This window comes from Phycisphaera sp. (genome assembly GCA_025916675.1).
GTDB lineage: Bacteria > Planctomycetota > Phycisphaerae > Phycisphaerales > UBA1924 > JAHCJI01.
Window position 1 is genome coordinate 1,590,506 of the sequence record CP098402.1, and the last position, 13,370, is coordinate 1,603,875.

At 64.9% G+C, this 13,370-nt stretch carries 12 protein-coding genes; 11 read left to right on the forward strand and 1 reads right to left on the reverse strand.

Translation table 11 applies throughout. The features are described from left to right. Positions 1-37: 37 nt before the first annotated feature. From NCW75_06905 to NCW75_06920, 4 genes are all read left to right on the forward strand, one after another. The gene (locus NCW75_06905; GenBank protein ID UYV14012.1) at positions 38-1,117 is read left to right on the forward strand and encodes an LOG family protein; all 1,080 of its coding nucleotides are present in this window, start codon (positions 38-40) and stop codon (positions 1,115-1,117) included. A 6-nt stretch (positions 1,118-1,123) separates the two neighbouring features. Continuing rightward, entirely contained in the window at positions 1,124-2,203 is a 1,080-nt protein-coding gene (locus tag NCW75_06910) for a hypothetical protein (protein ID UYV14013.1), read from the forward strand. A 113-nt stretch (positions 2,204-2,316) separates the two neighbouring features. After that, the gene (locus NCW75_06915; GenBank protein ID UYV14014.1) at positions 2,317-3,297 is read left to right on the forward strand and encodes a calcium/sodium antiporter; all 981 of its coding nucleotides are present in this window, start codon (positions 2,317-2,319) and stop codon (positions 3,295-3,297) included. A gap of 114 nt (positions 3,298-3,411) precedes the next feature. Then, a complete protein-coding gene (locus NCW75_06920; protein UYV14015.1) occupies positions 3,412-4,713 on the forward strand; it encodes an HD domain-containing protein in 1,302 nt (433 codons plus the stop codon). A gap of 9 nt (positions 4,714-4,722) precedes the next feature. On the opposite strand, the gene NCW75_06925 is transcribed toward NCW75_06920, so the two are convergent. Then, a complete protein-coding gene (locus NCW75_06925; GenBank protein UYV14016.1) occupies positions 4,723-6,462 on the reverse strand; it encodes an HlyD family efflux transporter periplasmic adaptor subunit in 1,740 nt (579 codons plus the stop codon). Between the two features lie 200 nt (positions 6,463-6,662). On the opposite strand from NCW75_06925, the gene mqnB reads away from it, so the two are divergent. The 7 genes from mqnB (at position 6,663) to NCW75_06960 (ending at position 13,370) form a co-directional block, all read left to right on the forward strand. Continuing rightward, positions 6,663-7,382, forward strand: coding sequence for a futalosine hydrolase (gene mqnB / locus NCW75_06930; protein UYV14017.1), 720 nt, complete (start codon positions 6,663-6,665; stop codon positions 7,380-7,382). Positions 7,383-7,553: 171 nt separating this feature from the next. Then, positions 7,554-8,843 carry a hypothetical protein gene (locus NCW75_06935; GenBank protein UYV14018.1) on the forward strand — a complete coding sequence of 430 codons (1,290 nt, stop codon included), beginning with the start codon at positions 7,554-7,556 and terminating at the stop codon, positions 8,841-8,843. Between the two features lie 27 nt (positions 8,844-8,870). Next, a complete protein-coding gene (locus tag NCW75_06940; protein UYV14019.1) occupies positions 8,871-9,752 on the forward strand; it encodes a PilN domain-containing protein in 882 nt (293 codons plus the stop codon). A gap of 1 nt (position 9,753) precedes the next feature. Continuing rightward, positions 9,754-10,290: a type 4a pilus biogenesis protein PilO gene (pilO, locus tag NCW75_06945; protein UYV14020.1), complete on the forward strand. Its 537-nt coding sequence runs from the start codon at positions 9,754-9,756 to the stop codon at positions 10,288-10,290. Then, a complete protein-coding gene (locus NCW75_06950) occupies positions 10,290-10,895 on the forward strand; it encodes a hypothetical protein (GenBank protein UYV14021.1) in 606 nt (201 codons plus the stop codon). Before pilO ends, NCW75_06950 begins: the two co-directional genes overlap by 1 nt. Positions 10,896-10,922: 27 nt before the next feature. Beyond that, complete coding sequence (locus tag NCW75_06955; GenBank protein UYV14022.1) at positions 10,923-12,932, forward strand: GspE/PulE family protein; 2,010 nt, start codon at positions 10,923-10,925, stop codon at positions 12,930-12,932. 48 nt (positions 12,933-12,980) lie between these two features. After that, positions 12,981-13,370 carry a helix-turn-helix domain-containing protein gene (locus NCW75_06960; protein UYV14023.1) on the forward strand — a complete coding sequence of 130 codons (390 nt, stop codon included), beginning with the start codon at positions 12,981-12,983 and terminating at the stop codon, positions 13,368-13,370.

Consider the following 13,370-nt stretch of genomic DNA (forward strand, 5'->3'; position numbering starts at 1 on the left):
CGGTCAGCCACCGACCGGGTTGCTACCCTATGTGCCCATGCAGGACGGCACGACACAACCTAAAACTACATCCGCCAGCACACCCCAGCCGCGCACCGATTGGCAGGACGTTGGCAAGCGTATCGACCAGTTGGTTGATCTCGTCGCGCCGGAGGCCACCGAGCCATTCGACCGAAAACTCGTAGCCGAACTCGTAGCCGCCGGGCTCAAGCTGCTGCCCGACGGGCGCAACCGCGGCGAATTGAAACTCATGACCGCGGCCATGAAGGAACTGCGGTACGCCTACCGAGTTTTCGGTCGCTACGAGCACGCCCAGAACATCACCATCTTCGGCTCGGCCCGCACGCCCGAGGACCACCCCGACTACACCGCCTGCGTCGAGTTCTCCAAGGACATGGCCGAGGCGGGCTGGATGGTCATCACTGGCGCGGGCGACGGCATCATGAAGGCCGGTCACGTGGGCCCGGGCAAGGCCGCCAGCTTTGGCGTCGCGATCCGCCTGCCCTTCGAGACCACCGCCAACACGGTCATCCACGGCGACGAGAAGCTCATCCACTTCCGCTACTTCTTCACCCGCAAGCTCATGTTCCTGTCCCAGGCCAAGGCGGTCGCCCTGTTCCCCGGCGGCTTTGGCACGATGGACGAGGCCTACGAGACCCTTACCCTCATCCAGACCGGCAAGAGCGGCATGATCCCCATCGTGATGCTCGAGGGCGAGGGCGGCGGTTACTGGGATGAGTTCCACGCGTTCGCTCGCAACGCCCTGCTCAGCCGCCAGATGATCGGCGAGGACGACACCGCCCTGTACTACCACGCCAAGGACCCCCACGACGGCGTGCGGCACGTGCTGGACTTCTATCGGAATTACCACAGCTCCAGATACGCGGGCGACGAACTGATCATCCGCGTCCGCCGTCGCCTCGAAAACGAGCACATGGCGACACTCAACGAGGAATTCGCCCGATTGGTCAAGTCCGGGCAGATCCGCCAGGGCGGCCCGCACGAATACGAGGACGAATTCCTGGAACTGCCCAGGATCACGTTCACCCACACCCGACGCGACTTCGGGCTGGTTCGCAAGCTGATCGACCGGATCAACGAGCTCGACGCCTCGTAGACCACCATGCCGCGACCGAACCGCCGCATCGCCGTTCAGAAAAGCCTGGCCCTGGTGGCCGGCCTCGTGCTGTCGTGCTCTTGCGGATGCACCAGCCACTTACGCATCCCCGATGCCCCACCCCCGATTGATCTTGAGCCTGTGACATCCATGGCCGGGTACGGCATGGAATTGCGGCTGTGGGCCCTGGATGCGACATCGTGGAGACGCTCGCAGAACAACGCCGAACTCGAGAAACTGTACCAAGCCTGGCTGGCAATCGAGGCGCAACGAACCGCCGACGAGCAGGAAGCCCAGGACGCCAGGCAACCTGCCGACGAGCCGCAGCCCGCGGGCCCGCCCATCGACAATCCAGACGATGGCCCCCGGACCTTCGAGGAATTCGTGATGGCGCAGCGCGTCGACTCGCCCGAGCGGCCTGGGCTTGAGGCGCTCGCCAGGTACAGCGAAACGCGCGGCGCGCTCGATCAACGAGCGATCAACGTTTGGGAGAGCAACGGGCTCGAGTTCGCGCTCGTGCCCATCGGCGAGTTGGCCAGCCTCCGATCCTTGATGGGTGTGCCCGGCCCCCTCGAGCGCACCTGGTGGGGCTCGACCACCGCATGGTCGCACCTGGCCAAGGGCATACCCGCCGGCAACCGCCACATCGAAACCGATATGGGACCACTCGTGCTCGGGCCGGGCCGGCTCGCCATCGTCGGCCGTGCATGGCCCGCGCCTGGCGTGAGCGAGCCGGTGCTTCGGCTGGAACTCTGCCCACAGTTCCTGCCCGTGCGCACGTCGGCCTCGCGCCTCGAAGCACGCCTGTCGGCCCGGCTCACTTCGGACAACACGCCGCCCAGCGCCCTCGACGAGGGCCCGGTGTTCGAGCGGCTCATTTTGCGTGGGTCAATCCCGCGTGGGTACGCGCTGATCATCGCCCCGACCGTGCGCGGGGAGATCCTCGGCCGCTTCGGTCCGGACGTGCCCACGTCGACCTTGGCCGAAGCCCTCCTGTCCTCGGTCGGGCCCGATGGCGCTCCTAGGCCGGTGGCGTTAGTGGTGGTGCCCGTGCTGCCCCAGTGGTTCTCACTCGGCGGGGGCTGACCCCTACGAGGCGTACAGGGTCCGAGCCGAGCAACATCCCAAGCTACCATGCCGGGCCCGTCCTGCTGGTCGGGTGATCCCTATCGCCCCGTCCGGACCGGAGACCCAGGACCTTGCAACACCTTGCCTCGCTGCTGTGGCTGCTGCTCGGACTGACGCTGCTCGTTGGTGGGGCCGAGATCATGCTCCGCGGCGCCACGTCCCTCGCCAAGCGGCTGGGCGTCTCGAACTTCATCATCGGGCTCACCGTGGTCGCCTTCGGTACCAGCATGCCCGAGTTGGCCACCGGCGTCGGGGCCGTCCTGAAGGGCGAGAGCAACCTGATCGTGGGAACGGTCATCGGATCAAACATCGCCAACATCGGGCTCGTGCTCGGGCTGGCCGCCGTGATCAAGCCGGCCCGGGTGCGCGGCGGCGTGGTCCGGCGAGAAGTACCCATGCTGATCGTGGTCACGATCAGCATGGTGTTCACCCTCTTCGGCGGCAGCATCTCGCGCACCGAAGCCATGTTGCTGATCGTCGGATTCGTCGCATTCATCGCATGGACGCTCTACGCCTCGAAGCACCTCGACCCCGAAGACTCCGCGTTGGTCATCGAGGCCCAGGGTGAGACGCCCGACGAGGACGCAAAGCAGCCAAACGTGGTGCTGAACCTGCTCTTGGTCGTGTTGGGCTTGGGCGCGATGGTCATCGGATCGGAACGCGCGGTGCTGGGCGCGACCGACTTGGCGACCGCTCTAGGCGTGCCGGCGTTCATCATCGGGCTCACGCTGGTCGCCATGGGCACGTCGCTGCCCGAAGTTGTCACAACGGTGCTGGCCGCGTTCAAGGGCCACTCGGACCTGGCCGTAGGCAACGTGCTCGGGTCCAATATCTTCAACGTCCTGTGCGTCGTGGGCGTCAGCGGTCTGGTCGGTGAACTCGAAGTACCCGCGATCGCCATGCAACGCGACGCGTGGGTCATGCTGGGGCTGACACTCATCCTGCTACCGATCATGATCACGCGATTCAGCGTGAGCCGGGCCGAGGGTGCCGTGCTGATGACCGCCTATGCGGCTTACATCACCCTGGTTGTCTTGATGCAGTCCGCATAACACGGTCCGATGCCAATCTTTGACGATTCGCGCGGTTTCGCCGCAACTGAGGCCAATTCAGGCGTTCCGGATGCCGATGGTGTCCAATGAACGTCTGAGTACCCGGAGGGGCCCATGCTGCGCGTATCGATCCACGAAGCCGCCGACGGCATGCGTCTGGCCATGCCCGTCTACCACCCCAGGCGCGGCGGTCCGGTGCTGCTCAAGTCGGGTGTCACGCTGGATGGCCGCCTCATCGCGCGCCTGCGGGAAATCGAGCTGCGCGAGATCTGGATCCACTATCCGGGCATGGGGTTCCTGGGCGGGTTTGTGAGTCCTGCCATCCTGCAAGCGCGTGCCGGGCTGAGCCATCAGGTGCTCAGCGCCCTTGATACCGTGGCCGGCAATGCCAAGGCAAAGCTCGAATATGCTGCCTACAAGCGCGCCATTGTTGGGCTCATCGAGCAATTGCTGCGCGCGCCGACCGCCGCGTACTACGTCGAAGAACTCTCCACCGCCGACACGCCACACGGCCGGCACGCCAACTCGGTGTGCTTCTTGAGCTTGCTGATGGGCCTGAAGCTGGGCGACTATCTCATCGCCGAACGCTCGAGGCTCCACCCCGCGCACGCCAAGGATGTGACATCCCTGGGCGTGGGCGCGATGCTGCACGACGTGGGCATGCTGCGGCTGCCCACGCAGACCCTGCGAAAGTGGAACCGCGAGCACGACGAGACCGACCCACACTGGCAACGGCACGTGAAGCTCGGTTTCGATATGGTGCGCGAGGGCGTCGACCCGTCCGCCGCCGCGGTCGTACTCCACCACCACCAGGCCCATGACGGCTCGGGATTCCCGCGGCGTAAGCTGTTGGGCGGCGGTGCCATCCCGCTGGTAGGCCAGGAGATCCACGTGTTCGCGCGCATTGTTGCCGTGGCCGACGAATTCGATCGCTTGCGTGACAGCGGCGATGCGCCAGGCGCCGATTCGGTCCCGCAGGCCCGCCGCGCGACGGTATCTGCCCTTCGCGAGATGGCACTGGGCGAGACCTCAAAACGGTACGACCCGATGGTCATCCGGGCATTGGTTGCGTCGGTGCCGGCTTACGCGCCCGGCTCGATCGTCACCCTGAGCAACGACTCAAGGGCCGTCGTTTGCAACTGGCGCCCGGATGATCCCTGTCGGCCGCGGGTGCTACCCATCGAAGGGCTGGAAGCCGCGGTCGACGCCAGCCCCGATGACTCGGACCTGCTCGACGCCGGCGAGGAACCCAAGGGCCTGATCGATCTGTCCTGCACGCCAGACCTGTACATCTCGCACGCCGAGGGGTTCGATGTTTCGGACGAGAACTTCCTGCTGCCCAGCACCAGCGAGTTCGACCTGCGCAGGGCCGACCGCGAGCGGATCAACCGGGCCGAAACCCTTGATGCCTCCTAAGAAGCGGAATTAGCCAGCCGGCTGGACCTGCTCTGCGGGCTGCTCGGCTTCCGCCGTCGTCGCGACCTGCTCGGTCTTCTCGACAGCCTCGCCAGCGTCTTCCGTACTTGCTTCGACGGTCGTGGCTTCCTTCGTCTCGGCCTCGGCAGGCTTCGCCTGCGCGGAGCGTCCCGGACGGCCCTCGCGTTGGGCTGGCGCGGGTTGGCCGTTCTCGTCGAGTGTGAAGCCGACCGTTTCCAGCCTGGACTCATCCCATTCCTGGCTGAGCACCTCGCCCTGGTCGGGATCCCGAACCAGGACACGGTCTCCCGCGGAAATCCCTGCAAGGACTTCGGCCTCGGTCTCGCTGCGACGCCCCAGGCGGATGGGCACTCGTTCGTAGCGGGCACCATTGGGCAAGTAGACGTACCGGAGGCGGCCTTCGCTGAACACCGACTGCACTGGGATCGTCAACGCATCGTCGACCTGATCCAGCACGATGGTGGCTTCTGCTCGCATCGAGGGCTTCAGATCCTTCGCCGATTCGCCGGGCTGGAGCAAGATGCGCACCGTGTATTCGCGCAGGTTCGGATCGCGCCAGCTCCCACTCTCGGCGAGCACACCGATGGAATCAACCGTGCCCGGCAAGACGCGAGAGCCGAGCGCTTCGATCTGCACCATGGCGGGCTGGCCCGGACGTAACCGCCCTGCCAGGGACTCATGAACCCGTACGGACGCGACCATCTCGGTCGTATCGGGTAGCACGAGCACGACCTGGTTCGGCGAAATCTCGGTGCCGGGCTCGGGGGGGTCGTTGTTCCAGCGGCCCTGGCGTGTGTTCGAGTTGTACACAACCAGCCCGTCGTTTGGTGCGTGGATCACACAGAAGCTGAGTTGCTCACGAAGCTTGGCTAAACGCTCCTCGCGTAGCTCGAGCTGGCGGCGCGCGTTCTTACGGTTCGCCTCCCGGCTGGCCAACTCGATGGCATTCTGCTTTCGCACGCGCTCGACCTTGGCCTCGGCTTCGGCAACGTCACTCGTGCGCTGCTTCTCGTCGCGAGGGCGTTGGTAATCTCGGTAGGTGTCGAACGCGAGCTGGGCCTGCTTTACGCGAGATTCGGCTTCGAGTAGTTGGATCACTTCTTGATCAAAATCGTTCTTGCTCTTGAAGTCCTTCTCGAACAATGTCTTGCTCTGCTCGTGCTTCTCACTGAGCCGGGTGGAATTTCGCTTGGCGCTATCCAAGTCGGCCTGGAGCCGCTCGGTCTCCTTGAGGTCGTCGCCATCACGCCACTGCTGGAGCGCGAGCTCAGCGAGTTCCTTCTCCAGGTTGGCCGCACGCAGATTCGATTCGTTGTCGCTGACCCGGATGAGATAAGCGTTCTCAGCGGCTTCCAGATCGGCACGGGCCGTCTCGACGCGGCTCTCTTCTTCGGTGATCTGTTCCTCGATCGACTCGCTGTTGAGCGTGAAAAGCACGTCGCCCTTCTTGACGCGTGTGCCCTCCTTGGCGATGGTCGTCAGCGTCGCCCGGCTGTCGAGCTTGTTGCGAATCTCGACCTGCTGGCGGGCCTCGAGCTCCCCCGTGGCGATCGTCTGGATGTCAAAGTCACGAACTGAAGCCTCGACCAAGTCGCTCGAGCGGACCGTGTCCATGTCAGCTAATTGTGTCGAGCCGTACCAAAGCCCGCCACCAACCACGGCCAGCACCACGACTGCCCCCGCAGCCTTCACCAAGATGCCGCCTCGCCTTGCTCGTACCTGTCCCATGGGCCACCTTCCCGAGGGCTCGTACCCCTGAGATGTTCTCGAAAATTCCGAATCGGATGCCGAATCGCACCAGATTGGCCGATCCATCGGCAGTCGGTATTCTTGCACACTAGCGTTGAACCACTCAGAGCCCCGATAGGTTCCAGCCTGTCACCGAAAACCCGCAAATATCTGGGGCCTCCCGGATCGATTCACAGACCATGATCACGCCTCCTAAACCATCTCGTGATGCCCCCTGGCTCCTCGTTGTCGCCGCCCCCGCAGAAGCACGGGCGGTGCTTGCCGGCATTGGGCTCGATGCCGATGCGGCTGCCGAGTGGGAGCCACGCGAGACAGATGATGGCCTTGCCGTACTAACAACAGGTGTCGGTAAGGCCAACGCGGCCGCTGGGGTCGGTATTGCGTTACATTCTCGGACGTATGGAGCTGTGGTGAATCTCGGCATCGCCGGGGCACTTCCTAATGGCAAGCCGCTGGCCATCGGGAGTACTGTCGCGGCCACACGATCGATCTATGCCGACGAGGGGCTCGCTCTGCCCGACGGGTCGTTTGTAGGGTGTTCGCAGATGGGTTTTCCGCTTGGCCCCTTCGACGATCGGGGCGTGCCGGCGTCCCCCGGGCTGTTGGATTGCCTGGGTCCGCTCGTGTCGACGACGGCCCCCGTGGCGACCGTGTCGACATGTTCTGGGACCGACGCCCTGGCCAGCACTGTGGCCGAACGCACGCTCGCGGTCGCCGAGGCGATGGAAGGGGCTGCGGTTGGCCAAGTGGCCGCAAAGCTCGGCGTGCCATTCATCGAGCTCCGGGTTATCAGCAACACGACCGGAAACCGTGAATGCCAGGTCTGGTCGATCGGCGAGGCTCTGGATGTGCTCGGCGAGTTGGCCAGGGATGTCGGTGCCGCCGCCCTTGCCCGATAACTCACCGAATGGGTCCGAGCGCACGATTGTGCGGGCGGGGCGGATCTGAACAGGCTACCGAACTGACAAGCGAGGCTGGATTTGCCCCCTGCAAGGACCGATTCCATGGGCTGACCGTGGATTTGCGTGGCGATGCTGCGCGTGGGCCAAAGTGCGGGTCAGGGGGCCGTTGTGGGCATCTCGCTGAAAACACTCTCCGCGATCGGCTCGACCCGCCTCATGAGCGGGTCGGTGTCGCCCATCGCCTTCGAGTTCGGGACCGCCGAGCTGAAGGTGCTCCAGATCACGACCGGGGCGAATCCTCACCTCGTGGCCGCCGCAGCGCTCGAGATGCCTTCGCGGCTTCGTCGTGACGCCCAGGCCCGCATGGCCTACCAGATCGAGGCGCTGCCCAAGTTAGTCAAGGCCGGTGGATTCAAGGGGAAGCGGGCGGTGTGCTCCATGCCCAGCGCCATGTCGTTCTGCAAGCACCTCAAGATCGTCAAGGCCGATGGCGTGGGGCTCGACACGCTGGTGAGGGCCAAGATCCAGTCCGCCCTGGGCTGCGACCCCAACGCGTTGGTGTACCGGTGGGTTCCCGTCGAGAGTACCGGCACCGGCAGCCGCGGCGAGGTCATCTGCATGGGTGCGGGCCGCGACGTGATCCAGCGGCTGATGCGTGCCCTCAAGGCTGCCAAGCTCGAGCCGGTCGCGATGCACAGCGACTTCCAGGCGATCATCACGGCCATGCACGCGTGCACCCGCCACTTGGAGGGCCACGAGGACAAGCCCACGCTCTACCTGGAATTGGGTGCCGGTGGCTCCCGCGTTCTGGTCGGCGACGGCGAGCGGCTGGCCTTTGCCAAGTTCGTCGAGATCGGCGGCAAGCACCTGGACGAGGCCATCGCCCGCGAGCAGAACATCGACCTCGAGCGTGCCCGCTCGATCCGCCTGAACCTCCAGACGCTTGTGCCCGAGGCCGTTGCGGCCCCCGCGGCGTCCAAGGACGAGAGCGTCGACCAGGCGGTTGGTGGTTCGGGCCTGGCGATGCTTGAGGCCGCCCTGAAGCGCTCCCGCGCCACGCCCAGCAGCGAGACCAACGGCGACAGCGCCGTGATGGCCGCCCTGGACGAGAGCGCCGCGGGCATGGAAACGCTGGACGAAACGATGTCGCGCACGGGCACCGACCTGACCGAGCCGCTGGAGATCCTCACCGACGAGGTCCAGATGTGCGTCCGGTATTACAACGGATTATGCCCGCAGCGCAAGATCGAGCGGGTGGTGTTCTTAGGCGGGGAATCCCGGCAGATCGCGTTATGCACGCATATCGCCAAGCGGCTGAAACTGCCGGCGCAGATGGCCGACCCGCTCGCTCGTGTTACCCGGACCGGAAATGAGCCCTGCATCGGCACGGACCTCAGCGGAAGCCAACCCGGATGGGCCGTGGCGCTTGGCTTGTGCCTTCGCCCAACCGATCTTTGATCAGACGCGGATCTACGGAGGATCGTCATGCTCGGACCCTCAGGCGACAACAACCAGCAGGGCGGCGCCCTTGGCGGAGGCTTCCTCCCCGAGGACTATGTCCAGCGCAAGGCCGAGGGGCGGGCCAACATTATTGGCCTGACGCTCTTCTGCGCCGTGATGGGCACGGTGGTGGCGGCCTTCTTCGTCACCAACCGCAACTGGAAGTCGGTGCATGACGAGCGTGAGGCCATCGCCGTGCAGTACACGGCCGCCGAGCCCGAGATCGAGCTGCTCATCAAGCTGGAAGAGCAGAAGGAGCAGATGCTCCAGAAGGCCGAGATCGTGACCGCGCTCATCGAGCCGGTCCCGCGCAGCATCCTGATGGCCGAGCTGGTCACGCGGATGCCCGACGAGATGACCCTGCTGACGGTGGAACTCAAGGGCCGCCGGGTGGCTGAGGCTGCCCCGATCAAGGGCCAGACCGCCCAGCAGCAGCGCACCAGCGTGCGAGGCCGCCAGGCCGGTTCGCTCGGCGGCACCAGGACCGGCGCCAGCGCCGAAACGGACGAGAAGGCCTCGATCCTGCCGCCACGCTACGAGTACACGCTCACGCTCACCGGCGTCACGTCGACCAACGAAGAGGTGGCCGACTATTTGGAAGCGCTCAAGATGTCCCCGCTGCTGCGGCGTGTGGAGATGCACTACACCGAGCGGCAGAAGATGAAAGACCTGGAGCTGCGCAAGTTCCAGATCAGCGCCGAGATCGACCCGCGGGCCGATGCGCGAGGCATCGAGCCGCCGTCGTCGGCCGACGCGCTGGCCAACGGCACCACACTTCCTACCGAAGAACCCTCCGACCTGCCCGAAGGCGAGCCAGAGGGCGAAGAAGCGATCGTGATCGAACCCGACGATGGGGAGGGTCTGTAACATGAAGTTTGGTGTTCGTGAACTCGTCCTTCTCCTGGTGCTCTTTGCCGTCCCGCTGGCCAGCTACTGGTTCGTGTTCAGGCCGCAAAACACCCAGATCGAGCGTGCCCGCGAGGAGATCGCGCTGCGGCGCGAGAAGCTCGAGAAGCTCCAGCAAGAGAGCGCCCGACGCGGCACGCTGGAAGCCGCGACAACCCAGATCGCCGAGCGCATCGAGACCATCGAGAGCCGCCTGCCCACCAACAAGGAACTGGGCAACGTCGTTCGTCAGATCTCGGAATTAGCCGGCAAGGCGGGGCTGCAGCAGCCCTCGATCATCGCCGAGAAGCCCGTGAAGGCGTCGCTCTACATGGAGCAGCCGCTCAAGATCGAGATGGTGGGCGACTTCCGTGGATTCTACAAGTTCCTGTTGGAACTCGAACGGCTCGATCGCATCACCCGCCTGCCCGAGATGACCGTGAGGCGGTCGGACAAGGTCGATGGGCACATGGTGGCCGAGTTCACCCTGAGTATCTACTTCCAGGATGAGGAGGCCTGATGAGCACCGATCCCACACAACTACCCGAGAGTGCCGGCGAAGAGGTCAAGATCGTCGAGAGCTATGGGACCGACGGCAGCAAGCGGCTGCCGATCCAGATCGGCATCGTCGCCGGCGTGCTGCTGGTCACTGGCGGCGTGATCTACTGGATGCACGTCCGCGGCATTGCGCCCGGCAAATTGCTCAAGCCCGTCGAGATGCGGTACACGATCGAGCAGACCCAGGCCCGCCACTACGAGGGCGAGGATCGCATTCTCAAGAGTCTGTCGCTCGCCGGCCCTCCGCCCCAGATCCCGTTGGAAGAGATCCACGAGAACCCGTTCCGCCTCGACCGCGCTCCCCAGGAAGACGCGCCCATCATCTCCGCCGGGCCCGTTCAGGCCCGAGACCAGGTGCTGGTAAAGGCCGAGCAGATGCTGGGCTCGATGAAGATCGAGATGGTGCTCAACAGCGAGACGAACCCGCTTGCCAAGATCAATGGCAAGGTGTACCGCATCGGTGACAAGATTGACGGCGTGCTCGAGGTCGTCTCGATCTCGGGCCGTGCGGTGACATTCCGCGCGAAGACGCTGATGCGCACGCTCGAGATGGAAAGCCAGCGCTAAGCACTCTTTTCGGGGGATGCTCGACAGATGAGCAAGTACAACATCGACGACATCCTCAGCGAACTGACCGATTCGGGCAAGCCCGAAGGCCAGGACAAGGGCAAGGGCAAGGGCGCTCGCCACCGGATCGACGAATCCGAGCAGGCGTTCAGCCCGCTGCCCTCGATGCCCGCCAACCAGGGCGACGCGGGACGCGGGGCGGTCGAGAGCGACCCGGCCGTCAAGCAACGGCCGAAGGACGCACCCGACGCCCGGGTGGGCAAGGCCATCAGCGACGTCTACGCCCCCGATGAGGCCGCGGCGGGCGACGAGTACGACACCACGGAACTCGCCCAGCGCCTGGTCGTGGCCCACGCCGTTTCGGGCGAGGACATGTCGCAGGCGCAGGCCATCGTGAAGCAGACGCCCGGGCGGCGGCTGATCGAGGTGCTCATCGAGCGCGGTGCCGACGAGGAAGCCGTGCAGCGGTGCGTGGCCGAGAACGCGAACCTCCCCTTCGAGCGCATCGATCTGGACTCTGGCCTCGACGGCGGATTCGATGGGGCGATGCTCCAACGGTTGACTGGGGACTACTGCCGCGATCACCTCGTTCTACCCCTGCGCACCGAAGGACAGCGCGCGGTCGTGGGTGTCGTGCGGCCCGACGACGTGTTCCTCTTCGATGAATTGCGCGAGACACTTGGAGTGGTCGGCGTCAAGATCGTGGTGGTCACGGGGTTCGACATTCGCGGGGCCCTCGAAGTTGCCGGCATGGGCGAGCACGAGGAGGAGCCCGAGGACGTCGACCTCAACGAGATCCTCGATCAGGTCGACGAGGACGACGTCCAAGTCGAGAAGAAGGATTCGCAGGAAGTCGACCTGGAGCAGAAGGCCGGCGAGAGCCCGGTCATCCGCTACGTCAACTACATCATCCAGCAGGCCATTAAGGACGGGGCCAGCGACATCCACATCGAGCCGGCCGACAAGAAGCTCAAGGTGCGGTTCCGCATCGACGGCGTGCTCTTCGAGGCCATGAACCCGCCCGGTTCGATGTCGGCGGCCATCACCAGCCGCCTGAAGATCATGGCCAACCTCGACATCTCCGAGCGACGCATCCCCCAGGACGGACGCATCCGCTGCTCGGTGGCCGGCCGCAAGCTCGACTTGCGTATGTCGACCCTGCCCAACACGTATGGCGAGAAGACCGTCATGCGTATCCTCGACACCAAGAGCATCAACGTGCAGCTCGAGGACCTGGGCTTCTCCGACGACACGCTCCAGGTGTGGCGGAGCCTCGTGACGGCTCCGCACGGCATCACGCTGGTGACCGGCCCGACCGGTTCGGGTAAGACGACCACGCTGTACGCCTCGCTGCGGACGCTCGACAAGAACAAGATGAACATCTCCACCGTGGAAGACCCGGTGGAGTACCACCTCGACGGCGTCACCCAGACACAGACGCACGAGAAGATCGGCATGTCCTTCGGTAAGGCCCTCAAGGCCCTGCTGCGTCAGGACCCCGACGTGATCATGCTCGGTGAGATCCGCGACATGGAAACCGCCATGACGGCGGTGCAAGCCGCGTTGACTGGCCACTTGGTGCTCAGCACGTTGCACACCAACGACGCGCCTTCGAGCATTACTCGATTGGTCAACATCGGTCTGGAGCCGTTCCTGGTGGGTGCCGCCGTCAATGGCGTGCTCGCCCAGCGGCTGCTCCGCCGCCTCTGCAAACATTGCAAGGCCGAGGAACGGCCCAGCGAGGAGATGGCCGAGTACCTCGAGATGCAGGGCATGAGCACCGACAAAATCTGGACTGCAAAGGGCTGCGACCGCTGCCGCGGCACCGGCTACTCGGGTCGTGTCGGTATTTACGAGCTTCTGGCGGTCGACGACCGGCTGCGGGACGTCGTCGCGGGCAACCCCAACGTCAGCGAGTTTCGCCGCATGTGCATGGAGCGCGGCATGGTCTCGCTGCGGATGGACGGCATGAACAAGGTCAAAGACGGGCTGTCGACCGTCCAAGAAGTGCTCCGCGTCACCGACGGCAACCACTAATTTTCTCGATGAGCTTGACCTGTTGCCAGGATGCAATATATTTGCATTATGGCGTCACTATCCAAATCTAAGCAGCCCGCCTCCCCCCGCCAGGCCGCCCGCCGGAAGGGCCCGGTCGACGGGCTGCTCGACCCCGAACTCTTCAAGGCCCTGGGTGATCCCACACGGGTTCTGCTCTTGCGCTGCATCCTCAAGTGCCGCCGGGGCTGCTCGGTGAGCGAGGTGGCCGAGTGCTGCGACGTGGACTTCTCGGTCGTCGCCCGCCACCTGTCGCTGCTGGCCCGCGCTGGCGTGCTGGATTCGAAGAAGGAAGGCCGGACCGTGACGTACACGCCCAGGTGCGCCGAACTTGCCGCCACATTCCGAGACCTCGCCGACGCGATCGACGACTGCTCACCCTCGACCTGCTGCGACAACGGTTGCTGCGAGGGCGAGTAG

Coding starts and splice junctions, on each gene's coding strand:
- NCW75_06905 (UYV14012.1), top strand. CDS start 38: ATGCAGGACGGCACGACACAACCTAAAACTACATCCGCCAGCACACCC.
- NCW75_06910 (UYV14013.1), top strand. CDS start 1,124: ATGCCGCGACCGAACCGCCGCATCGCCGTTCAGAAAAGCCTGGCCCTG.
- NCW75_06920 (UYV14015.1), top strand. CDS start 3,412: ATGCTGCGCGTATCGATCCACGAAGCCGCCGACGGCATGCGTCTGGCC.
- NCW75_06925 (UYV14016.1), bottom strand. CDS start 6,462: ATGGGACAGGTACGAGCAAGGCGAGGCGGCATCTTGGTGAAGGCTGCG.
- mqnB (UYV14017.1), top strand. CDS start 6,663: ATGATCACGCCTCCTAAACCATCTCGTGATGCCCCCTGGCTCCTCGTT.
- NCW75_06940 (UYV14019.1), top strand. CDS start 8,871: ATGCTCGGACCCTCAGGCGACAACAACCAGCAGGGCGGCGCCCTTGGC.
- pilO (UYV14020.1), top strand. CDS start 9,754: ATGAAGTTTGGTGTTCGTGAACTCGTCCTTCTCCTGGTGCTCTTTGCC.
- NCW75_06950 (UYV14021.1), top strand. CDS start 10,290: ATGAGCACCGATCCCACACAACTACCCGAGAGTGCCGGCGAAGAGGTC.
- NCW75_06955 (UYV14022.1), top strand. CDS start 10,923: ATGAGCAAGTACAACATCGACGACATCCTCAGCGAACTGACCGATTCG.
- NCW75_06960 (UYV14023.1), top strand. CDS start 12,981: ATGGCGTCACTATCCAAATCTAAGCAGCCCGCCTCCCCCCGCCAGGCC.